This is a genomic window from Bradyrhizobium sp. HKCCYLRH1034 (assembly GCF_051168375.1).
Lineage (GTDB): Bacteria > Pseudomonadota > Alphaproteobacteria > Rhizobiales > Xanthobacteraceae > Bradyrhizobium.
Map to the genome: position 1 here is coordinate 43790 of NZ_JBNPUW010000018.1, position 22485 is coordinate 66274.

General features: G+C 67.4%; 22 protein-coding genes. 11 read left to right on the plus strand and 11 right to left on the minus strand.

Annotated elements, in window-relative coordinates; translation table 11 throughout:
- The first annotated feature begins 69 nt into the window (after positions 1 to 69).
- Positions 70 to 759 (plus strand): thiol:disulfide interchange protein TlpA, encoded by a 690-nt coding sequence (tlpA, locus tag ACQR0W_RS30695; RefSeq protein WP_316171813.1) that lies wholly within the window; start codon positions 70 to 72, stop codon positions 757 to 759.
- A 10-nt stretch (positions 760 to 769) separates the two neighbouring features.
- Here tlpA and ACQR0W_RS30700 read toward each other — a convergent pair whose 3' ends face one another.
- The 6 genes from ACQR0W_RS30700 to ACQR0W_RS30725 all read right to left on the minus strand — a co-directional run bounded on the left by ACQR0W_RS30700 (position 770) and on the right by ACQR0W_RS30725 (position 4662).
- Positions 770 to 967 (minus strand): putative motility protein, encoded by a 198-nt coding sequence (locus ACQR0W_RS30700; RefSeq protein ID WP_315718145.1) that lies wholly within the window; start codon positions 965 to 967, stop codon positions 770 to 772.
- 77 nt (positions 968 to 1044) lie between these two features.
- Positions 1045 to 1923 (minus strand): 3-hydroxybutyryl-CoA dehydrogenase, encoded by an 879-nt coding sequence (locus ACQR0W_RS30705; protein ID WP_315718147.1) that lies wholly within the window; start codon positions 1921 to 1923, stop codon positions 1045 to 1047.
- A gap of 99 nt (positions 1924 to 2022) precedes the next feature.
- Positions 2023 to 2967 carry an electron transfer flavoprotein subunit alpha/FixB family protein gene (locus tag ACQR0W_RS30710; RefSeq protein WP_316171814.1) on the minus strand — a complete coding sequence of 315 codons (945 nt, stop codon included), beginning with the start codon at positions 2965 to 2967 and terminating at the stop codon, positions 2023 to 2025.
- Positions 2967 to 3716 (minus strand): electron transfer flavoprotein subunit beta/FixA family protein, encoded by a 750-nt coding sequence (locus tag ACQR0W_RS30715; RefSeq protein ID WP_315718150.1) that lies wholly within the window; start codon positions 3714 to 3716, stop codon positions 2967 to 2969. Before ACQR0W_RS30715 ends, ACQR0W_RS30710 begins: the two co-directional genes overlap by 1 nt.
- A gap of 133 nt (positions 3717 to 3849) precedes the next feature.
- Positions 3850 to 4422: a cob(I)yrinic acid a,c-diamide adenosyltransferase gene (locus ACQR0W_RS30720; RefSeq protein WP_315736202.1), complete on the minus strand. Its 573-nt coding sequence runs from the start codon at positions 4420 to 4422 to the stop codon at positions 3850 to 3852.
- 45 nt (positions 4423 to 4467) lie between these two features.
- Positions 4468 to 4662, minus strand: coding sequence for a twin transmembrane helix small protein (locus ACQR0W_RS30725; RefSeq protein WP_315718162.1), 195 nt, complete (start codon positions 4660 to 4662; stop codon positions 4468 to 4470).
- Between the two features lie 130 nt (positions 4663 to 4792).
- Between ACQR0W_RS30725 and ACQR0W_RS30730 the strand changes: the two genes are divergently transcribed.
- A complete protein-coding gene (locus tag ACQR0W_RS30730; RefSeq protein ID WP_315718152.1) occupies positions 4793 to 5686 on the plus strand; it encodes a YihY/virulence factor BrkB family protein in 894 nt (297 codons plus the stop codon).
- Here the strand turns inward: ACQR0W_RS30730 and ACQR0W_RS30735 are convergent.
- The 3 genes from ACQR0W_RS30735 to ACQR0W_RS30745 all read right to left on the minus strand — a co-directional run bounded on the left by ACQR0W_RS30735 (position 5613) and on the right by ACQR0W_RS30745 (position 9061).
- On the minus strand, positions 5613 to 6767 hold the full coding sequence (locus ACQR0W_RS30735) for an ATP-binding protein (RefSeq protein WP_409999241.1): 1155 nt from the start codon (positions 6765 to 6767) through the stop codon (positions 5613 to 5615). The genes ACQR0W_RS30730 and ACQR0W_RS30735 overlap by 74 nt on opposite strands.
- 558 nt (positions 6768 to 7325) lie before the next feature.
- A complete protein-coding gene (gluQRS, locus tag ACQR0W_RS30740) occupies positions 7326 to 8195 on the minus strand; it encodes a tRNA glutamyl-Q(34) synthetase GluQRS (protein WP_316171837.1) in 870 nt (289 codons plus the stop codon).
- Positions 8195 to 9061: a nucleotidyltransferase domain-containing protein gene (locus ACQR0W_RS30745; RefSeq protein ID WP_316171816.1), complete on the minus strand. Its 867-nt coding sequence runs from the start codon at positions 9059 to 9061 to the stop codon at positions 8195 to 8197. Before ACQR0W_RS30745 ends, gluQRS begins: the two co-directional genes overlap by 1 nt.
- A 93-nt stretch (positions 9062 to 9154) precedes the next feature.
- Here ACQR0W_RS30745 and ACQR0W_RS30750 point away from each other — a divergent pair, with 93 nt between their 5' ends.
- The 5 genes from ACQR0W_RS30750 (at position 9155) to ACQR0W_RS30770 (ending at position 15046) form a co-directional block, all read left to right on the plus strand.
- On the plus strand, positions 9155 to 9808 hold the full coding sequence (locus ACQR0W_RS30750; RefSeq protein ID WP_316171817.1) for a DNA-3-methyladenine glycosylase family protein: 654 nt from the start codon (positions 9155 to 9157) through the stop codon (positions 9806 to 9808).
- Positions 9809 to 9917: 109 nt separating this feature from the next.
- Entirely contained in the window at positions 9918 to 11009 is a 1092-nt protein-coding gene (locus ACQR0W_RS30755; protein WP_316186179.1) for a DUF2855 family protein, read from the plus strand.
- 75 nt (positions 11010 to 11084) lie between these two features.
- On the plus strand, positions 11085 to 12056 hold the full coding sequence (locus ACQR0W_RS30760; protein WP_315753879.1) for a peptidyl-alpha-hydroxyglycine alpha-amidating lyase family protein: 972 nt from the start codon (positions 11085 to 11087) through the stop codon (positions 12054 to 12056).
- A 222-nt stretch (positions 12057 to 12278) separates the two neighbouring features.
- On the plus strand, positions 12279 to 12836 hold the full coding sequence (locus ACQR0W_RS30765) for an HNH endonuclease (protein ID WP_006610584.1): 558 nt from the start codon (positions 12279 to 12281) through the stop codon (positions 12834 to 12836).
- A gap of 248 nt (positions 12837 to 13084) precedes the next feature.
- A complete protein-coding gene (locus tag ACQR0W_RS30770) occupies positions 13085 to 15046 on the plus strand; it encodes a putative bifunctional diguanylate cyclase/phosphodiesterase (RefSeq protein WP_315753881.1) in 1962 nt (653 codons plus the stop codon).
- A 20-nt stretch (positions 15047 to 15066) separates the two neighbouring features.
- On the opposite strand, the gene ACQR0W_RS30775 is transcribed toward ACQR0W_RS30770, so the two are convergent.
- A complete protein-coding gene (locus ACQR0W_RS30775) occupies positions 15067 to 16362 on the minus strand; it encodes an MgtC/SapB family protein (protein WP_316171818.1) in 1296 nt (431 codons plus the stop codon).
- An 82-nt stretch (positions 16363 to 16444) separates the two neighbouring features.
- Complete coding sequence (locus tag ACQR0W_RS30780) at positions 16445 to 17656, minus strand: APC family permease (protein WP_316171819.1); 1212 nt, start codon at positions 17654 to 17656, stop codon at positions 16445 to 16447.
- Between the two features lie 863 nt (positions 17657 to 18519).
- Between ACQR0W_RS30780 and ACQR0W_RS30785 the strand changes: the two genes are divergently transcribed.
- From ACQR0W_RS30785 to prfH, 4 genes are all read left to right on the plus strand, one after another.
- Positions 18520 to 19503 carry a phosphotransferase enzyme family protein gene (locus ACQR0W_RS30785; protein WP_316187384.1) on the plus strand — a complete coding sequence of 328 codons (984 nt, stop codon included), beginning with the start codon at positions 18520 to 18522 and terminating at the stop codon, positions 19501 to 19503.
- A gap of 177 nt (positions 19504 to 19680) precedes the next feature.
- Positions 19681 to 20133 (plus strand): hypothetical protein, encoded by a 453-nt coding sequence (locus ACQR0W_RS30790; protein ID WP_315826610.1) that lies wholly within the window; start codon positions 19681 to 19683, stop codon positions 20131 to 20133.
- 448 nt (positions 20134 to 20581) lie between these two features.
- Positions 20582 to 21721: an RNA ligase RtcB family protein gene (locus tag ACQR0W_RS30795; protein ID WP_316187383.1), complete on the plus strand. Its 1140-nt coding sequence runs from the start codon at positions 20582 to 20584 to the stop codon at positions 21719 to 21721.
- Positions 21718 to 22341 (plus strand): peptide chain release factor H, encoded by a 624-nt coding sequence (gene prfH / locus ACQR0W_RS30800; protein ID WP_315754357.1) that lies wholly within the window; start codon positions 21718 to 21720, stop codon positions 22339 to 22341. Before ACQR0W_RS30795 ends, prfH begins: the two co-directional genes overlap by 4 nt.
- The last annotated feature ends 144 nt before the right edge of the window (positions 22342 to 22485 follow it).

Sequence of the window (22485 nt, forward strand, 5' to 3'; positions counted from 1 at the left end):
CGCCGCTGGATGGGACACACCGTCCGGTATCCCGAAATTCGCGCCTCTGATAGCCGCAACCGACCCGAGATGACAAACGATAAGCCTGACCCGTCCCCTGCCCGCCCCGCATCCTCGCGGCGGACGCTGCTCGCGGCCGGTGCCGTGGCGGTGGTCGCCGTGGCCGGCATCGCGGCGGTGACCCTTGGCGGATTGCTGAAGGGACGGCCGGCGGGCGACCAGGCCTGTCAGGCGGCGGTCGACACCGCCAAGCGGATCGCACCGCTGATCAAGGGCGAGGTGGCGGCGCTGACGGCGGCAACAGTGCCGCTGCGGCTACCGGATCTCGCCTTCGAGGACGGCACGGGGGCGGCGAAGAAGCTGTCGGATTTCCGCGGCAAGACGGTGCTATTGAACCTGTGGGCGACCTGGTGCGTGCCCTGCCGCAAGGAAATGCCGGCGCTGGACGGGCTGCAGGCCAAGCTCGGCAGCGACGCCTTCGAGGTGGTCGCGGTCAACATCGACACCCGCGACCCGGAGAAGCCGAAGACGTTCCTCGCCGACGCCAAGCTGACGCAGCTCACCTATTTCAGTGACCCGAAGGCCAAGGTGTTCCAGGATCTGAAGGCGGTCGGCCGCGCGCTGGGGATGCCGACCTCGGTGCTGGTCGACGGCAATGGCTGCGAGATCGCGACCATCGCGGGTCCCGCCGAATGGGACAGCGCCGACGCGGTCAAGCTGATCCAGGCGGCGACATCGAAGGCGGCCGCGGGACTCTAATCGGGAGAACTCAGGCGGCGATGTTGAGATTGCCGCCGACGCCGGGGCCGGCATTGGCGAGCGACAATGTCTGCTGCGCGCCGCCGAGCAGCGTCAGCACCGCATCCTTCTGGGCGTTCAGGTTCTGCTTCAGCACCGACGTGGCGACCTGCTGCTGTGTCGCACTCGCCTGCTGCGCCATGACCGCAGCCACCAAGCTCATGTCCATACGCGCTTACCTCGCTAGCGGCACGCTAACCGAGGAGCCTTAACGAAGCGTATCGGTCGAGCCCGGCGGCGGTAAAATCAGCGGGTCGGCACCGGCTTGGGGCCGCGATAGTCGTAGAAGCCGCGCTGCGTCTTGCGGCCGAGCCAGCCAGCCTCGACGTATTTCACCAGCAGCGGGCACGGCCGGTATTTGGAATCCGCCAGCCCCTCATGCAGCACCTGCATGATGGACAGACAGGTATCCAGACCGATGAAATCGGCCAGCTCGAGCGGCCCCATCGGGTGATGCGCGCCGAGCTTCATCGCCGCATCGATCGCCTCGACATTGCCGACGCCCTCATAGAGCGTGTAGATCGCCTCGTTGATCATCGGCAGCAGGACGCGGTTGACGATGAAGGCCGGGAAGTCCTCGGAAACGGCGACCTGCTTGCCGAGCCGGCCGACGAACTCCTTGGCCGCCTCGAAGGTGGCGTCGTCGGTGGCGATGCCGCGGATCAGCTCGACCAGCTCCATCAGCGGAACCGGGTTCATGAAATGAATGCCGATGAAGCGCTCGGGGCGATCGGTGCAGGCGGCGAGCCGGGTGATCGAGATCGACGAGGTGTTGGAGGCGATGATCGCCTCCGGCTTCAGCACCGCGCAGAGATCGTGGAAGATCTTGCGCTTGACGTCCTCCTTCTCGATCGCGGTCTCGATGACGAGATCGCAATCGGCGAGGCCGTCGAGGGTTTCGCTGATCGAGATATGGCCGAGCGCCTGGTTGCGGGCGTCCTCGGAGATCACCTTCTTCGCGACCTGGCGGGTCAGATTGCCGTTGATGGTCGCCATGCCCGATTTCAACCGGTCGGCAGTGACGTCGTTGAGCACCACGTCGAGCCCGGCCAGCGCGGCAACGTGCGCGATGCCGTTGCCCATCTGTCCTGCGCCGATCACTCCGAGCTTGTTGATCTGAGCCATGTTGTCATCCACCCGAACGGCACGCCTGCTGCGCCCGCCCATGCCCTTGGAAGTGAGAACACCGGCCGCCGCGGTCCCACGCGGCCGGTGTCTTGAGCGTTACTTGCCGAGCTTGCCGAGCGCCTCGGTCAGCTCCGGAACCGCCTGGTAGAGATCGGCCACCAAACCGTAATCGGCCACCTGGAAGATCGGCGCGTCCTCGTCCTTGTTGATCGCGACGATCACCTTGGAGTCCTTCATGCCGGCCAGATGCTGAATGGCGCCTGAAATGCCGACCGCGACGTACAGCTCCGGCGCCACGACCTTGCCGGTCTGCCCGACCTGCCAATCGTTCGGCGCGTAGCCCGCATCCACCGCGGCGCGCGAGGCGCCGACGCCGGCGCCGAGCTTGTCGGCGAGCGGCTCGATGTACTTGGCGAAGTTCTCGCGGCTCTGCATCGCGCGGCCGCCGGAGACGATGATCTTGGCCGAGGTCAGCTCGGGACGGTCGCTCTTGGCGACCTCCTCGCCGACGAAGGTCGACAGCGCCGGATCGCCGGCCGCCGCGACGGTCTCGACCGATGCGCTGCCGCCCTCGCCTGCGGCGGCGAAGGTCGAGGTGCGCACGGTGATGACCTTCTTGGCGTCCTTCGACTTCACGGTCTGGATCGCGTTGCCGGCATAGATCGGACGCTCGAACGTGTCGGGCGACACGACCTTGATGATCTCCGACACCTGCATCACGTCGAGCAAAGCGGCGATGCGCGGCATCACGTTCTTGAAGCGCGAGGTCGCGGGCGCGACGATCGCGTCGTAGTTCGCGGCGAGCTTGACGACGAGGTCGGCGAGCGGCTCGGCGAGATCATGCGCGTAGGCCGCATCATCGGCGAGCAGCACCTTCTTGACACCGGCGAGCTTGGCGGCGGCTTCGGCCGCAGCCTTGGCGCCCTGGCCCGCGACCAGCACGTCGACATCGGCGCCGAGGGCTGTCGCCGCCGTCAGCGCCTTGTTGGTGGCGTCCTTGATGGATGCATTGTCGTGTTCGGCAATCAGCAGCGTGGCCATCAGAGCACCCCCGCCTCGGTCTTGAGTTTGTTGACGAGCTCGGCGACGTCCTTGACCTTGACGCCGGCCTTGCGGCCCGCCGGCTCGGTGGTCTTGAGCACTTCGAGCCGCGGCGTGAGATCGACGCCGGTGTCGGCGGCGGTCTTTTCGGCGATCGGCTTCTTCTTCGCCTTCATGATGTTCGGCAGCGACGCGTAGCGCGGCTCGTTGAGGCGAAGGTCGGTGGTGACGATCGCCGGCCCCTTGAGCTTCACGGTCTGCAGGCCGCCGTCGACCTCGCGGGTGACCTTGAAATCGGAGCCCTCGACCTCGAGCTTGGAGGCGAAGGTCGCCTGCGCCCAGCCCAGCAGCGCGGCCAGCATCTGGCCGGTCTGGTTGGAATCGTCGTCGATCGCCTGCTTGCCGAGGATGATCAGACCCGGCTGCTCGTCCTGCGCCACGGCTTTGAGGATCTTCGCGACCGCCAGCGGTTCCACGTTGCCTTCGGCCTTGACCAGGATGCCGCGGTCGGCGCCCATCGCGAGCGCGGTGCGGATCGTCTCGGACGCCTGCGCGGGCCCGATCGAGACCACCACCACCTCGGTCGCCTTGCCGGCTTCCTTCAGCCGCAGCGCTTCCTCGACGGCGATCTCGTCGAACGGATTCATCGACATCTTGACGTTGGCGAGCTCAACGCCAGATCCGTCGCTCTTGACGCGGACCTTGACGTTGTAATCGACCACCCGCTTGACCGGCACCAGAACCTTCATCGATCCTCTTTCGCTCTAAATTGTCCGGGGTTGACCTTTCGGGCGCGGAACCTAAAGCCCCCGTACCCCCCGGTCAACGCGCGAGGGGGAAAAAACGCAGGCCCGCACGCCCCCGCGTTAACGGTTTTGCGGGTTAACGGTTTTGGCCCGGCACCCACAACACGTCGCCGGCGCCGTTCCGGTTTGCCGCCCGGCTGGCCACGAACAGGAAATCCGACAACCGGTTCATATAACGAATGGCGGCCTCGCTGACCGGCTCGTCAGGCTTGCCGGCGAGTTCCGTCATGATCCGTTCCGCCCTGCGGCAAATGGTACGCGCCACATGCAGATGCGCCGCCGCCGCAGTCCCTCCGGGCAGCACGAACGACGTCAGCGGCGAGAGCCGCTCGTTCAGCGTATCGATGTCGCGCTCCAGGCGGTCGACCTGGCTCGCGACGACGCGCAGCCGCTCCGCCTTGCCCTCGCGCTGCGGCACGGCGAGATCGGCGCCGAGGTCGAACAGATCGTTCTGGATCAGGCCGAGCATCGCATCGATCTCGGGCGCATCGGCCAGATGCAGCCGGACCACGCCGATCGCAGCGTTGGTCTCGTCAACGGTTCCATAGGCGGAGACGCGCAGATCGTACTTGGGACGCCGCTCGCCATTGCCGAGCGCGGTCGTACCGTCGTCACCTGTCCGTGTGTAGATGCGATTCAGGACCACCATGCTGCGTTCTCAACGTCCGTTTCTCGACGCCTCGGCGTCTCGGTCTCAGCGCCCCATTGCCCAGATCGCCGCCATGGCAACGACGATCGCGACGAACTGCAGGATCACCCGCCAGCGCATCAGCTTCTGCGACAGGTTCGGCGAGCCGCCGCGCGTCATGTTGACGAGGCCGAGAAACAGCACCAGGGCGACCGCGCCAACGGCGATGGGAAGGATGAATTTACCAAGAAGTGAAGCCATCGGTGCTAGATAACACCGCAAACGCAAGAGCGCCATGGCGGATCCGCGCAGCCGGCGCTGCAACTTCTGGCTTTTGGACCCGTAATATCGGATTGTACAAATCACGTTCTTTCGCGGAGTGCAGGGACAGGTGAAGGCGCTTCGCTACATCTTCCACGTCGTCATGGACGCGTTCTACACCTTCCTCGCCGACGACGGCTGGGCGATCGCCAGCCATATCGCGCTGTCGACCCTGATGGCGCTGTTTCCCTTCCTGATCGTCCTGACCTCGCTCGCCGGCTTTCTCGGCTCCAAGGACCTGGCCGACCAGGCCGCCACCTTGATGCTCGAGACTTGGCCGGCGCAGGTGGCGGATGCGCTGACCGGCGAGATCCACGACGTGCTGACCACGACCCGGACCGATGCGCTGACCATCGGCGCCGTGCTCGCGGTCTACTTCGCCTCGAACGGCGTCGAGGCGCTGCGGGTCGCGCTCAACCGCGCCTACGGCGTGATCGAACAGCGCCGCTGGTACTGGCTGCGGCTGGAATCGATCGGCTATACCCTGGTCGCCGCGTTCACGGCGCTGGCGATGTCGTTCCTGATCGTGCTCGGGCCGCTGATGCTCGCCACCGCCCGGCGCTATTTGCCGCTGGCGGTCGAAGCCAACGAGCGCTTCGTCAACCTGACGCGCTACGGCATCACCATCAGCGCGCTGGTGGTCGCGCTGTTCATCCTGCACGCCTGGCTGCCGGCGGGGCGGCGCAGCTTCATGCAGATCCTGCCCGGCATCGTCTTCACCTTCATCGCCTCGCTGGTGTCAGGGATCGTGTTCGGCCAGTACCTGGCGCGCTTCGCCAACAACTACGTCACGATGTATGCAGGGCTCGCATCGGTGATCATCGCACTGGTGTTCCTGTATTTCATCGCCGCGATCTTCGTGTATGGCGGCGAATTGAACGCTTCGATCATCAAGTCGCGGCTGCCGCGCGGCGTGTCGCTCCAAGAAGCGCAGTCGCTAGAGCCCGCGGCGAAACGGGCTTGAGCAGGAACGCGTCCGCGCCGGCAGCCCGCGAGGCCGCCTCGTCCTCGCCGCGTCCGGACACGCCGATGATCGGGATAGTCCCGTGGGGCGCGTCCAGCTTGCGAATGCGAGCAATCGCCTCGACGCCGTTGATGCCGGGCAGCACCATGTCCATCAGCACCGCATCGTAATTGCCGGCCGCGATCCGCTCCGGCGCCGCCTCGCCGCGGCCGATGAACTCCGCCTGGTGGCCGAGTTCATTGAGGATGGTGTTGAGCACCACGCGGCCGAACGGATTGTCCTCCACCCCGAGGATCCGCAGGGGCCGCGTCGGCGCGAGGGCGACACCATCTTCCGATCCGCCGGCGGTGGCGTGCGGTGTAGCCGCAACGGTCAGCGTCACCGTCAGGGTGAAGGTCGTGCCGCCGCCTTCATGCGGCGCCACTGCGACATCGCCGCCCATGGCGCGCGCCAGTTGCCGGACCGAGGACAGTCCGAGTCCGGCCCCGCCGAAGCGCGAGGCAATCGAAACATTGGCTTGGCTGAACGGCCGGAACAGCCGCTTGATCTCCTTCAGGGTCAGGCCGATGCCCGAATCCGAGACGTGGAAGGCGATCGCGGCGCTGCCCCTGCCCGCGCCTCGGCCTGCGCCCCTGCTCGGCTTGCCGCGACCGCCGCGGCGTGCCGGAACGACCTCCAGCGCCACGCCCCCCTGCTCGGTGAACTTCACCGCATTGTCGATCAGGTTCTCGAGCGCAGCGCGCAGCCGCACGGGGTCGCCGATCACGAGTCCCGGCAAGTCGTCGGAAACGTGGACCTTGACATCCAGCCCCTTGGCGGCGGCGCGGCCCGACAGCGAGTCTCCGGCGGCCCGCGCCAGCACGCGCAGATCGAACAGATCCTCACGCGGCAGCGCGCCGGTGGTCTCGTCCTTGGCGGCATCGACGAACAGGGTGGCGAGGCTCGACAGATGCTCCGCGCCGGCCTTGATCGTATCGACCCAGCGCCGCTCGCGCTCGCCAAGCTCGGAGGTGGCGAGCAGGTCGCTGATGGCGAGAATGCCAGTCAGGGGCGTGCGCACTTCATGGGCGAACACCGCCAGCGCGGCTTCGACGACTCCTGGTGATCCAGCGGCAGCCTTGGGCACGGACTTCGCGGTCTCGGGCTTCCTCACTCCGGACTTGGCCGCGCTTCGCCGGCTCCCCGCCATCGCCGTGACCTGAGGAACGTGCTTCTTGAGCGGTCGCGCCTTGGTGCGCTCCTTGGCCGGCGCCGCCTTCGCGGCCCTGGTCTTCTGCGTTTGTGTCTTCGGCGCTTGTGCTGCGGACGACGGCATCCTCGGAGATGTCGTCCTGGAGGGCGCCTTTTCCGCGGGCGCTCTGGACGCGCCGGCGGACCTGGGCGCAGCCGGCTTGGCCGGTCGGGCCCGACGCCCCGTACTCATCTTCCGAACGCGCTTCATCATGGCCCCTGTGACATGAACTCCGAAAAACGAAGGGGCACTTGTACTGTCATGTCTCGTCGTGCCGCTTTCGATTGAAGCTCCCGATAACCCGCGCCATTGAGCAGCATGGCACGGTCGTTTCCGGGTGTCACGATGCCCCGGAGGTTGTCCCCGCCGGAAACGTTGGGAGACATCGGGGCTTGCGGCAGGACGCGGCTAGACCATGCCGATCCTGTGTCGGATTTCCGCCGGCGAGACGCCTTCCGCACGCAAGGCGCGCAATCCCGTTGCCCGGGAGGACTTGGACAGCTTGTGGCCCTGCGCGTCGCGAATCAGTTGGTGATGCCGATAGGCCGGAGCCGGCAGGCCGAGCAGGACCTGCAGCAGCCGGTGCACGCTCGTGGCATGAAACAGGTCCTGCCCACGCACCACCTCGGTCACCCCCTGCAGGGCATCGTCGAGCACGACGGAGAGGTGATAACTGGTCGGCGTCTCCTTGCGCGCCAGAACCACATCCCCCCAGGCCTCCGGCCTTGCTTCGACCCTGCCACTCTCGCCCGAAGGCCCGGCGCCATGCTCGTCCCAGGCCGGCCGGCCGGCGCGCGCGACCGCGGCGGCCATGTCGAGCCGCAAGGCATAGGGCGCGCCGCTGGCCATCAGTGCCGCACGGCGCGCCTCGGAGAGCGAGGTCGCCGTCCCCGGATAGAGCGGCGCGCCATCCGGATCGCGCGGCCAAGCCCCCTCTGCATCCCGTTGCGCGACCATCCGCGCGGCCTCGGCCCGGCTCTCGAAGCTCGGATAGACCAGCCCCATGCCCCGCAGCCGGTCCAGCGCAGCGCGGTACTCGGCAAGGTGCTCCGATTGCCGCCGCACCGGCTGCTCCCAGGCGATGCCGAGCCAGGCGAGGTCCTCATAGATCGCCTGCTCGAACTCGGGGCGGCAGCGGGTCGGATCGATGTCCTCGATGCGCAGCAGCAAGCGGCCGCCGCTCCGCTGCGCGCATTGGAAGTTCAACAGCGCCGAAAAAGCGTGGCCGAGATGCAGATAGCCGTTGGGGCTGGGGGCAAATCGGAAAACGGGTGGCATCATGATGAGTTCGACGCCACAGAGCCCTGCGCCTCTCCTGCCTGCGTTTCGCGTTCCAGACGCTCGACCACGGTCCGATAGAACTGCTCTGCCTGCTGCATCATCTCGGCCGTACTGCTGCGGCATTCGCTGAAGGCCGACCGGGCCAGCTCGAACTCGGACTCGACGAACGCGGCCACCACGGGCGGCAGCGGTGCGGTGCCGAGCTCGCGGGTCGAGGCTTTCCGCTGCATCAGCTCGGCCACCTCCGCCTGCAAGGCCGCGGGCGGATCGCACTCCGCCATCAAGGTCGGAAAATGCATCGGCGCCACCGCTTCCCTTGGGTGCAGGCGCAGCCAGCGCAGCGTCGCGGCTGGCCGCAGCGCGTAGAAGATCTTCTTCTGCGCAACCTCCGTGCCGTCGCCGAAATACGCGCGGCGTTGCCGTTCACCGAGATGCAGATAGTGCCGCGCCACGGCATCGCGGCTCGCCACGCTCCTGGCGAAGGCGAGAAAGTCATCACGAAACCAAGCGGAGCCACGATACACCACCGGCGACCGCAGCCATTCGATGATGACCGCATTGCCCTTCAGCAGCAGCTGTACCGCCTTGGCCAGGTCCCAGCCGTTGGCGTCGTAATCATCTTCGAGCGGAAACTCGATGACGTCGCGCACCGGCCATGGCTTGATATGATCGGCGGCGCGCCGCACATAGACGAACCGGCAATCATAGTCGCTGTCGGGCGAGGCAAAGCCCCAGGCGCGGCTGCCGCTCTCGATGGCGAGCGGCAGAAACACGCCGTACTCGGCAACGACGCGATCCAGCAGGGAGTCGATCCCGGCGACCTTGTGGCGGGCCATGTCGGAGGGGATGCTACGCAAGCTCATGAGAGTTCCAGCCGTGACTGATGCTGCCTTAGCCCTGGGCCTTCCTGCCGTCCACCCGGCGCGACATGGCCCAGCCTTGCGTTCGGCGACGCCATGACCCTTCACCTCGACAGCCAAGCCGTTCTCGAGGACGCGATCCGCGACCTGGTGAAGCAGGACGCGCGGCTGGCGCCCGTCCTCGAAGCGACCGGCATGCCGGCGCTCCGGAGGCGTGAGCCGGGCTTCGCCGGGATCGCCCACATCGTCTGCGGCCAGCAGCTCTCGACCGCGAGCGCGGCCGCGATCTGGGGCCGGCTGCAGGCGGCATTCGATCCGTTCGATGCCGACGCCGTCCGCCGCGCCCGCGCCGACCGGCTGGGACGGCTCGGCCTCTCTGCCGCCAAGATCAAGACGCTGAAGCACATCGCGCGCGAGCTCGGCGCCAGGCGGCTGAACCTCGACGTGCTCGCCAATGAGGACGCCGACGCCGCGCACGCCACCCTGACCGCCCTGCCCGGCATCGGGCCGTGGACCGCCGACGTCTACCTGCTGTTCTGCCTCGGCCATGGCGACGCCTGGCCGTCCGGCGACCTCGCCGTGCAGGAGGCGGTCAAGGTCGGGCTCGGGCTTGCGACGCGGCCTACGGCCAAGCAGATGATGCCGCTTGCGGAAGGCTGGCGCCCGCTGCGCGGCGCGGCGGCGCACCTGTGGTGGAGCTATTACCGCGTGGTCAAGAAGCGCGAGGGCGTGATCACGCCGGCGAACTAACAACTCCGGTGAACGGCGTTTCAAACAAAGTTGGGGTTGCAAAACGGTCATCGATGTCGGCCAGGATCGCGCCACGACGCACAGCAAACGAACGGCCGAGGTCTTCATCATGCAATCGTCCGATTTCATCGTCGCACGCGGCGATCTGCAGCAGTGCAAGACGATCGTCACCGAGCTTCCCGATGGCGACGCGCTTCCTGCCGAGGCGCTGCTGGTGAAGGTCGACCGCTTCGCCTTCACCGCCAACAACATCACCTACGCGCTGCTCGGCGAGCAGTTGAAATATTGGCAACTGTTTCCCGCGCCCGACGGCTTCGGCATCATTCCCGTGTGGGGCTTCGGCGACGTGATCGCGTCCCGCCATCCTGCCGTCGCGCAAGGCGAGCGCCTGTTCGGCTACTTCCCGATGGCGACGCATCTCGTCATCGAGGCCGCCGACGTCGGCAAGCGCGGCCTGCGCGACGCGGCCGCGCACCGCCAGGGCGTCGCGCCGGTCTACAACGCCTATGCGCGGGTGGGCGACGATCCCGCCTTTGCCGGACGGCAAGGCGATGATCAGGCGCTGCTGCGCCCGCTGTTCATGCTGTCGTTCCTGGTCGACGACTTTCTCGCCGAACAGGCTCATTTCGGCGCCACAACCGTCATCCTGTCCTCGGCCTCGAGCAAGACCGCGTTCGGTCTCGCCCACCTCCTGCATACGCGGCGCAAGGGCATCCGCGTGATCGGGCTGACCTCGCCATCGAATGCGGCCTTCGTCCGCTCGCTCGGCTGCTACGACGCGGTCGTGACCTACGACGCGGTCAACGGGCTCGACGCTGGGGTGCGCGCGGCGTTCGTCGACATGGCCGGCAACGCCAGCCTCCGCGCCGCGCTGCATCGGCACTACGGCGACAACCTCGTCTATTCCGGCCGCGTCGGGCTGACGCATCAGGACGGCAGCGATGATGCAGAGATGCTTCCCGGTGCCCCGCCCACCTGGTTCTTCGCGCCCGACCAGATCAGGAAGCGTGCCAGGGAATGGGGACCCGGCGGCATCGAAAGCCGGCTCGGCGCGGCGTGGCGGGACTTCGCTCCGCGGCTCGACGGCTGGCTCACGATCACGGAAGGACGCGGACCGGAGGCCGTACAGCGCGTCTATCTCGACACCTTGCAAGGTCATATTCCGCCGCATGAGGGCCACATGCTGACGATGGCGACGTAAGCAGGTTTTCACCCGCGACCAAACCCGTGTAGCGTTGCCCGGACCGAGGTTGCGCAGAGGCAGGGAGGCGAGGCGATGTCCATTCTCGGAACGGGCAACTACAGCTATCGCGTCGTCAAGGACTGGGCCAAGCTGCCCGAGGGCTGGGCGCTCACCGACGTCGCCTCGGTTGCCGTTGACAGCAAGGATCGCGTCTACGCCTTCAATCGCGGCGCCCATCCGATGATCGTGTTCGACCGCGACGGCAATTTCATCAAGAGCTGGGGCGAGGGCCTGTTCAGCCGCGCCCACGGCTTGTCGATCGACAGCGAGGACAATCTCTACTGCACCGACGATGGCGACCACACCGTGCGCAAATGCACGGATGACGGCAAGGTGCTGCTGACCATCGGCCTGCCGGAGCGTCCGGCGCCATTCATGAGCGGCGAGCCGTTCAACCGCTGCACCCACACCGCGCTGTCGCCCTCGGGCGAGATCTACGTTTCCGACGGCTACGGCAATGCGCGGGTCCACAAATACACACCCGACGGCCGGCTGATCCGCAGCTGGGGCGAGCCTGGCTCCGATCCCGGCCAGTTCAACATCGTTCACAACATCGCGACCGATGCCGACGGTTTTGTCTATGTCGCCGATCGCGAGAACCACCGCATCCAGATCTTCGACGGCGACGGCCGCTACGAGACGCAGTGGAACAATCTGCATCGGCCCTGCGCGCTGTGCGCCTGCGGCGCGGGGCGCAAGACCTTCATCATCGGCGAGCTCGGCCCCGGCATGCCGGTCAACCTCAACGTTCCCAATCTCGGACCGCGGCTGACCATCACCGACGCCACCGGCCAGCGCATCGCCCGGCTCGGCGGCGAGCACGGTCCGGGCCTGGAAACCGGCCGCTTCCTGGCCCCGCACGGCCTCGCCATTGACAGCCGCGGCGACATCTATGTCGGCGAGGTCGGCGTCTCCAACTGGAGCACGAGCTTCCCGGACCGGCCGATGCCGGACGAGGTCAGGATCCACCGCTGCCTGCAGAAGCTGGAGCGGGTCCCGGGCTGACCTTGGTCGTCCTGCTGGTCGTCGTCGCGCCGGAAGAGATGCAACTGATTTGCAGTGCGGCGATCGGGCGCTCTGCCACGGTTCTGACGCGCTTTGGACGGCAGCTCCAAAGGCGGGAGAAGCCATGTCAAGCCATTCTTGGGGCTTCACAATCCCGTCACGCTGCATGTAGTATGTCAGGGCATGCTGCTTCGCAGCCGTTATGGAGGCCAGGAGCGTTACTTGAACGCACATGTCTCGCAAGGCGGTTGGCCGGTGTTGGTGCTGAACGCGGACTTCCGGCCGCTGAGTTACTACCCGCTGTCTCTCTGGTCGTGGCAAGACGCGATCAAGGCAGTGTTTCTCGATCGCGTCAACATTGTCGAATACTACGACCGCGCGATCCGAAGTCCGTCCTTCGAAATCCAGCTGCCCAGCGTGGTTTCGCTGAAATCCTTCGTAAAGCCGTCGACGCATCCGGCCTTCACCCGCTTCAACGTCTTCCTCCGCGACCGTTTCGCCTGCCAGTACTGCCACTCCGGCGACGACCTGACCTTCGATCACGTCATCCCCCGCAGCAAGGGTGGCCAGACCACCTGGGAGAACGTCGTCGCCGCCTGCTCGCCCTGCAATCTGAAGAAGGGCAATCTGACGCCACAGCAGGCCAAGATGTTCCCCAAGCAGGCGCCCTATGCGCCAACCGTCCACCAGCTCCATCGCAACGGCCGGCTGTTCCCGCCGAACTACCTGCACGACAGCTGGCTCGACTATCTCTATTGGGACACCGAGCTCGATCCGTAGCGGATCGGCCCGTTGTCGGTGTTGATGCTGGACATCGCCCCGGCGGCGGCGACATGCTGCTCTCGCTGGCGTCTGCGAACGCTCGGCCGCCAGATCCGCAGGCCGAATGGCCCGGCCGTCCGGCCATATATCGGACTGGATTAACTCCACTTTAGGTCCCTGTTCAGCATGCTCGCGCGTTGCCGCATGGGCCGCCGCCATGGCTGCCCGCTTCCGTCACCGATCCAGCAGGGCCGTCCGTTCCGCGCATGCAGACCGCAACCACCGAGTGCAAAGCGGCGGCGCTCGCGAAAGCCCAGGCAGCCAGCTCGCTGCAGAACATTTCCCTCACGATGTTCGCCAATGTGGCGATCGCAACGTCGCTGGCGCTGCTGCTGTATCTCAGGGAGGGCGGCACCCTCATCTTCTGGTGGCTGGGCGCAGCCATCGTCTTCGCCGCGTTCCGCGCCGGATGGGTGTCGTACCTGAAATCGTCCGGACGGATCGAGCGCGATCCACAGCGCGTGCTGCGCAATCTCACCATCATGGCTTTCGCCAGCGGCGTGCTGTGGGCGATCGTCCCGATCGCGCTGCCGGCCTTCTCCCACGCGCACAACGTCAACGACGTCGTCTTCATCATGGCCGGCACCACCACCGGAGCCATCATCCAGAGTCTCGCCTATTCGAGGATGGCGATCGCGTTCGGCGCGCCGCTGATGGGCGCGACCGTGCTGCGGATGCTGATCTCGGGCAGCGACGTCGACTACATCGTCGCGGTCGACGTCGCCTTCCTGACCTTCATGCTGTTCCGCGCAGCGCGGCTCGGCGAGCGCAACTTCATCGCGAGCCAGAAGACCGCCATCGAGGCGACCGTGCTGGCGGAATCCGTCGCCGAGGCCAACCACGCTTTGGAGCGTCTGGTTCGCACGGACTCGCTCACCGGGCTCGCCAATCGCAGCCATTTCCGCACCGTGGCCGCCGCGGCGTGCCGTTCCGGACGCGGGGTCGCATTCCTCCTGATCGACGTCGACAACTTCAAGACCATCAACGACGCGCGCGGCCACGATGCCGGCGACCGGGTCATTCAGGCCATCGCCGCGCTGCTGCAATCCGCCTGCCGCGGCGACGATCTGCCGGTCCGCCTGGGCGGCGACGAGTTCGTCGTCGTCATGCAGGGCGACGACGTGGCGAGCCGGTCCGTCGCACTCGCCGAATGGCTGATGGCCGCCCTTGCGCAGCCGCTCGCGATCGCGGGCCAGGTGCTGCCCGTGAGCTGCTCGATCGGCATCGCGGCGCATGCGGAAGGCCCGATCGATCTGGAAGAGCTCTCCGCCCGCGCCGACGTCGCGCTCTATCGCGCCAAGGACGACGGCCGCGCCTGCATGCGCGTGTTCGACGCCAAGATGCAGTCCGAGCTGACGCAGCAGCGCCGGCTCGATGCCGAGCTCCCCGCCGCGCTGGCCCGCCGCGAGCTCCACGTCGAATTCCAGCCCCAGGTCGCGATGGCCACGCAGGAGGTCATCGGCTTCGAGGCGCTGCTGCGCTGGAAGCACCCGAGCGCCGGACTGATCCCGCCGCCGGACATCGTGTCCGCGGCGATCCGATTGCGCCTGTCCGGCCAGCTCACGGAGTTCGTGGGCGAGCGCGTCTGCGCGTTCCTGCGCGCGCTCGACCGCAAGAAGGCGCACGGCATCCGGGTATCGATCAACGTCTCGCCGCGGGAATTCCCGCTTCACTCGCCGGCGCAGACCCTCAAGACCGTCTCCGAGCGCTACGGCGTCGATCCCCACCGGATCGAGATCGAGGTGACCGAAGAGGCGATGTTCGATCCCAAGCGCTGCGCCGACGAATTGAAGCTGATCGACCAATACGGCTTTGGTCTTGCGATCGACGATTTCGGCGTCGGCCATTCCTCGATCGCGAACCTGATGGCGGTCGAGATCGACACCATCAAGATCGACCGCTCCTTCATCCACGGCATCGCCGGCAACCGACGGGATCAGCAGCTCGTCGCCGCCATCACCGCGGTGGCGCTGCCGCTCGGCCACCGCATGATCGCCGAGGGCGTCGAGAGCGAGGCGGACGCCGAGTGCCTTCGCATGCTCGGCTGCTCCTACGGACAGGGCTGGCTGTATGGCAAGCCGATGAAGGAGGACGACGCCATCGCGTGGCTCGTCCAGCATCGCAGCGGTGCTGCTGCCGCGGTCGAGCGCTTGCCGCGCAGCGCGTAGGTGCTGCGCGGACGTCGCGCTCACGGATGGACCAGCACATCGGCAAGACCATGGGCAAGGCTCGGTCCGAAGGCGCCGGCCCAGGCGGCGGCGATGACGAGGACGAGGCCGGGGACGAGGCGCAGGGCGAAGGACGACCCGCCGCTGGTCCACGCCACCACGATCTTGCTGATCGTGTTCGCCGACAGCGCCGCGAGCACCGGAGCCACGGCATCGGCGGCGCCGATCTTGCCCGACGCGGCGAGCGCAGCCGCGGCCACCGCCGGCGCATGGGTATCGACGAGACCGGCGACGGCGGCGCTCGCCACCAGGCCGGCTTCGCCGAACGCCTCGCGCAACGTGGCCGACAGCACCAGCACCGCAGAGATCGTCAGCGCCAGCAACAGCGCGCCCGGCAGGCTGAAGGCGTGTCCGGGCGGCAGGTCGGCGGAACCGCTCTGCCGCAAGCCGACGATCGTGAAGATCGCGCCGTAGATCGCCGCCGCCGCGCCGGCACAGAGCAGCGGGACCAGCAGCGCCTGCAGCGCGGGGAGGCTGGTGACGGCCAGCACCGCGGCGAGCTGGGCGATGGTCGCGACCGTCGACAATGCCGCGCCGGCGGCCGCGGCGCCGCCAAGCTCCGGTGCCTTGCGCGCCCGTGCGCCCATCGCGCCGATCGTGGCCGTGCTGGAGACGAAGCCCGAGGCGAAGCCGGACACGGCGAGCCCGCCGCGTGCGCCCAGCAGACGCATCGAGACATGTCCGGCGGCACCGATCGCCATCATCAGGACGACGAGCGTCCAGATGCTGCGCAGGTTGAGCGCGCCGTACGGACCGATCGGCTGATCCGGGAGCAGAGGCAGCACGACCAGCGTGGCCGCGGCAAAGATCAGGCCGTCCTTGAGCTCGCTCTCGCTGAGCACCGAACGGACGAAGTCATGCAGCACCGGCCGGGCCGCCAACAGCACCGCCAGCACGACGGCGACGCCCGCCGCCAGAGCAGGTTGCTCGGTGGCGAGGCCGCCGAGCAGGACGGTCAGGATCAGCGCCGCCTCCGAGGTCAGTCCCGGATCGTCGCTGCGCGAACGCCAATAGGCGATCGCCGCGAGGACCATGATTCCAGCGGTGACGACGGCCAGCAGCAGCTTGCCGCCGATCAGCATGCTCACCGCGCCGGCCAGCGACGCGACGGCAAAGGTCCGCAAGCCCGCGGGCGAGCGCCCGGGCCCCTCGCCCTTGCGGCGCTCGCGCTCCAAGCCGATCAGCAACCCGATGCCGAGCGCGACGACGATCGCGATGATCGCGGGACTGAGGCTCATGAGATCCGGCATCGACATGGTCCTACGTCAAACCGCCAGGTCTGCGCCGGGGGACATCGGGCAACCCGGTACATCGCCGCACGGTTTCCCATCGGTCCGCTCAGGCCGCGACGAACGCGCTGACGATCATCAGCATACACGTGATGAGACCAAGTGCGGGGACCCATAGCGGCACCCGCACATGGGCGGCATCCGATCCGATGCGCCGGATGCGGATACGGAGCAGGCACAGATTGACGATGGCGAAGATCGTCAGCGTCGCGAGCGAGGTGCCTTCCGCCAGCCGCTCCAGCGGGAAGGCCAGCGCGAGGATCGCGACCGCCAGCATGACGAGGCCGGTTGCGATCAGCGGCGTTCCGGTGCGCGGATCGACGCGGCCGGCGATGCGCGGCAAGTCGCCCTGCCCCGCCATGCCATAGACGACGCGCGCCGTCATCGTCATCTGAGCGAGAATGGTGTTGAGCGTGGACACGATCGCAATCGCGGTGAAGGTGGCGGGGCTGATGCCTGCGACGGCATTGAACACCAGGCTGAGCGGCGCCGGAGAGGCCGACAGCACGCCCGGCGCCACGGCGGTCACCGCAATCGCAGCAATCAGCACATACAAGACGGAGGTGATCAGCAGCGTGAGCGCCATCGCCCACGGAATGCTTCGCTGCGGGCTCTTGGCCTCCTCCACGACGTTGGCGAGGTCCTCGAAGCCGACGAAGGCGAAGAACGCGAGCAGGCCGGCGAAGGTGATGCCTGAGAGAACGCCGAGATCGAGCGGCGGCGGCGTCAGCAAGGCAGGGCCGAACGCGACGCCGGAGTGAACGGCCGAGACGACGATCCACACCAGTCCGCCGGTCTCGATCAAGGTCAGCAGTCCGGCGAGCATCACCGATTCGAGAATGCCCCAGGACGCCACGATGCCGAGCGCGACCACGATGGCCATCGCGATCAGCGGCGTCGGCAGATCGATCAGTTGCCGGATGTAGCCGGCGCCGCCGAGCGTCACCGCGGCCGCCGCGATGATGCCGGTGGCGAGCCGCAGCGTGCCGGCCGCCGTCGACAGCAGCCGCGACTTGAAGGCCGCGCGGACATAGGCGGCCTCGCCGGCGCTCACGGGATAGCGGGTCGCAAGCTCGGCATAGGAGGCCGCCGTAAACGCCATCACGAACGCCGCCAGCGCAAACGCCCAGGAGGAATGGACTCCTGCATGACCGGCGACCGCGCCGATCAGGACATAGATGCCGGCCCCGACGGTCACACCCGTGCCGTAGAGGACCAGCAGCGGCAGTCCGAGCCGCCGCCGCAAGCCAGATGGAGGCACGATTGGATCTTGCGGCACCACGACGTCCATTCTTGATCACAACGAACAACAGAGTTGTAGGGGCTTAAGGGAGCAAGCGCGAGCGCTCTTGATCCCGGTCAATCCGGAGCGCGCGCCCGCGGCCGGCTGCTGCGGCATTCGGCCGCCGGGCCTTCTTCGCGAGGCGCGTTCGCCTTCACGGCCATCGGCCAACTTGAGATGCGCCGCGTCGAGACATGACTTCGCGCTCTCGCGGCGCGATGGGCCCGAGCTGTGCTGATCGATCTCCTCTCGAAACGAGAGGGCGCAGGGAAGACCGAGCCTCGGCCGAGGCCCGTGGCCCCCGTGCGGAGAAAATGCACGGGGCAGGAACCACAGGTCCAGCCGGAGCGACCCGGCCTTCCCTGCGCGATGGTTTTCACGGCTGCTCCGCGCTCTCCCCGGGGACCGGCTTGTTTGCCCCCGTCGCTCGCAACCACGCACGAACGTGATCGCGAGCTTGGCGCCAGCTTCGGGGCGCCAGAACCACACGGCTTGACCGTCCGCCACGACATCAGTCGTCTTGCGCGCGAACGCGCCCGACCTCGCGACGGCCACCACTCCCCGCCCCCGCGTATCGTGACGACGCGTACGCCCCTCTCTGCATGAGGCGGGATGCGCGGGAGATAAGCATGATTTCCGGAAAAGCGAAACAGGAATATTTTTCGCAGGCGGACTGGACATCAGCGGCAGATTGCGCTCGCCACCTCGATCGATTTGCCCGACGGGCAGCCCGGTCCAACCTGCCTACGCCAATGCGATGGATTGCTCGTGCCCGTCCCGGCTTTCACTGCGGACGGCAGCCGCCTAGGATGCCATCGTCTCCACAATCCGGAACACGCGACGTGCCCGACTTCGAGCCGATCTACACCACGACCGGCGCCGAGAGCGTGGGCCGCTTCGTGGCAACACACTACGCGCTATCAGAGCCGCTCGCGTGCCGCCTGATGAACCGCGGCTTCAACGACGTCTATCTGATTACATCCGCAACGGGCGCACGCTACGTCTTCCGTCTGTCGCATCACCGCGCCCGCGGCCCGGCCGATGTCCGCACCGAGACCGACTTCCTCGCACATCTCGCGCGCTGCGGCGTGCCGGTGGCCGCGGCGGTTCCGGCGCGCGACGGCGCGCTGTTCGTACGCGGCGAGGCGGCGGAAGGCGGCCGCGAAGGCGTGCTGTTTCACGCCATCGAGGGACGGACCCCGGAGGTCGCATCGCAGAGCGACGCGCGCGCCAATGGCGTGACGCTTGCCCGAGTGCACGCGGCGGCGATGTCCTATCGGCCCGAAGCGCCGCTCTATCTTCTGGACCTCGACCATCTGCTGCACCGGCCGCTCGCGCGCGTTCAACAGCTCTGCAGTCTGATCGATGCCGATGATGGCGGCTTTCTCCAGGACATCGCGGAGCGAACCGCCGCACGGATCAAGGCGATGGAGGGCCTGACATGGACGCATTGTCACGGCGACTGCCACGGCTTCAATGCGCGCATCGGCGCCGGCGGCGAGGCCGTGTTCTTCGACTTCGACGACGGCGGTCCCGGCTATCTGGCCTATGACCTGGCCGTGTTCCTGTGGACCAAGCTGTCGTTCGGCCGGCGCTTTCATGCGGCGTGGCACGCCTTCGTCGACGGCTACCGCTCGGTCCGCCCGATCTCGGCCGCTGATTTCGGGGCCGCGCATGCCTTCGTGATCGTCAGGCACTTCTGGCTGATGGGCGAGCAGGCCAGCCGTTCGCGCGAATGGGGTAGCGAGAATGTCCGCTGGGTCACGCAGCAGCGGGAATTTCTCGAAGGCTGGGAGGCGCAGCAGCTTGCGACGCGCTTGCTATGAGCTTGGGCGGATCGGAGGGATTGAACCGGAGAGCTCCGGCGGCCGACGCATGATCCAGGCGTTCAGGCTTGCGGGGGTTGGGTCCTTTCCGCGGTGACGATGACGAGATTAACGTTTCGCAATCCTTCCGCCGCGACCGAAGCAGACGCAGCACGCCCGCATCGGAGATTTTGAGCCATGACAGACACGATCGTTCAGTCACGTCGGCTGGGCATCATCGGTTGCGTGATCGGGCTTGTTGCTCTGGTCGCGGCGGTTCTGCCGCATTGGGTGCTGCCGGTGATCGATCCGCCGCCGCCGATCGACCAGGTCATCGTCGATGTCGGACATCGCGTGAAGGAGCGCCTGATGGCGCGCATCAAGGGCGTCGACGACCAGGCGCCGGCGCGCGAGACGTCCTGGACCGACCGCCTGCACCAGCAATTGCCGGTGGCCGCGGTCTCGCTCGGTTTGCTTGCGATCATTCTCGGCGTCGTGGGTCAGTTGCGTCGCGAGGAGCGGCACGTCGCGGCGATGGCGACGACCCTGGGCGGCTGCGCGATCGCCGTGCAGCTTTCCTTCTTGCTGATGGGCGCGCTGATCGTGGTGGCCATCATCTATTTCCTCGGCGATTTCCTCGCGCTGTTCTGATCGCGAGGATGCACGTGCCTGGATCTGCCGGCTGCGGGCAGATGCGCCGTCGTCCATCTTCGATGCCACCCATTCTGTGCGAGCGCGGCGAAGAATCCAGTGTGGTGCGCGGGGCCCTGGATTGCTTCGTCGCTGCGCTCCTCGCAATGACGGAGAGAAAGCGAGCTGCTCGAAAACGACGGGGCATCCGTGGCCTGTACGTCACAGCGGGACATCGGTTGAATGACGCACATTGCCAATATGATCGGGATGTGATTACTACGCGCTCCGGCGTCGAGCATTCGGCTCCGCCGCACAGGAGAGAGACGATGACTGCGATCATCCGTTGCTCCGCCAGGAGCCGCCGGGACTGATCCTCACGTGAGGCGAGGCTTGGTCTGGCATGCGTGCGTCCGCGCGCGCTGATAGTCCCTGACCAGTTCTCCCTATCTTTCTCCAAGGTATTTACATGGGCAATTCCCATCGCGTGGACGGCCGTGCGGCGGTCCACGGCTTCTACTCGTCCAGCTCCTGGATCGAGGGCGCCGCTGCGCGCCAGCTCGAAACCGTGGCTGACATCTGTGGCGTGCGTGCTGTCGCCGGCATGCCGGATCTGCATCCCGGCAAGTTCGGTCCCGTCGGCTGCGCCATCCTCGCCGACCATATCCACCCGGCCTTCGTCGGCTCCGATGCGGGCTGCGGCATGGCGCTGTATCAGCTCGACCTCGCTTCGCGCCGGATCCGCGTCGACAAGGCGGCCGACCGGCTGCGCGACGTCGCCACACCCTATGACGGCGACATCGTGAGCGAGCTCGCAGCTCGTCAGCTTGCGCCGTCCGACTTCGATGCGTCGCTCGGCACGATCGGCGGAGGCAATCACTTCTGTGAGCTGCAGGCGGTCGAGGAGGTGTTCGATCCGTCCTGCGGCATCGATCGCGACCGCGCTCATCTGCTGGTGCATTCGGGCTCGCGCGGCCTCGGCCATGCGCTGCTCGAACGGCAGATCGCCGACGGCCTCAAGCCGCTCGCGCCGGACAGTGGGGCTGGCCACGCCTATCTCGCAGCACATGATCACGCGCTGCGCTGGGCGTCGCTGAACCGGCAGGTCATCGCGCAGCGGGCCGCGACGGCCCTGCGCTGTGAGGCCGATCCGGTCTGCGCGTGCTCGCACAATTGCATCGAGCATCGTGCAGACGGCGTGTTGCACCGAAAGGGGGCTGCGCCGTCCGACCAGGGTCTCGTCGTCGTGCCGGGCTCGCGCGGCGCGCTGTCCTATCTGGTCGCGCCGCTCGCGTCAGCGCCAAAGGAGGCGTTGTGGTCGATCGCGCATGGCGCCGGTCGCAAGTTCGACCGGAGCTCGATGATCGGCCGTGTCGGCGCCACGCGATCGGATCGCGAGCGTCTCGCGCGCAATCCGTTCGGCGGCCGCGTGATCTGCGAGGACCGCGCGCTGCTCGCCGAGGAGGCGCCGGAGGCCTACAAGCCGATCGCCGGCGTGATCGCCGATCTCGAAGCATTCGGGCTGGCGCGCGTCGTCGCCAGCTTCCGCCCGCTGGTGACGGTGAAGAAGATCGCCGTCCAGCGGCCGCGCAGGGAGGACCGGCGATGAGACGGCTGCTCCTCACGGCGGGACGCGGTCCGGCCGAATGCCGGATCGCGGTCGCGCATGCGCTGCGGCGGCTCGCCGACGAGGCCGAGGCGGCGGACTGCGAATGCGCGATCGCGCGAGAGCAGATCGACGGGCATGGGCCGGCCAGCGCGATCGTCGTGCTGGACGGGCCGACGGCGGCCGACCTCGCGCGGCGCTGGACGCAGGGCTCGCTGCTCTGGGTGTGCCGCAGTCCGCTGCGGCCGCATCACGGCCGCAAGAACTGGTTCGTCGGCATCGTCGATCTGCCCCTGTCGGAGCGGATGGCGGCGTTGGCGGCCACCGACGTCCGGTTCGAGAGCTTCCGTGCCGGCGGGCCCGGCGGCCAGCACCAGAACAAGACCGAGAGCGCGGTGCGCGCGGTTCACGTGCCGACGGGACTGGTCGCGATCGCGCGCGACGGCCGCTCCCAGCATCGCAACAAGGCGCTGGCGCTCGCGCGTCTCGCCGCATTGCTGGACGGCCGCGGGCGCCTAGCGGACGCCGGCGAGGCGCGCCTCATCCACGCGGCGCATGACCGCGTCGAACGTGGTGCAGCCGGGCTGCGCTTCGAGGGACCGGCATTCAGGCCGGCGGGATGATCACCGGACAGCGGGGGCGTCAGCGCCCCCGGCTGCACCTTCGACAGGCAGGATGCACAGTCATCTCTCCGCCAGACGACTGCCATGCGCGCCGCTCCGCACATTGGCGGATGACATCGCACCGCCGAACGGCTAAGCGGACCG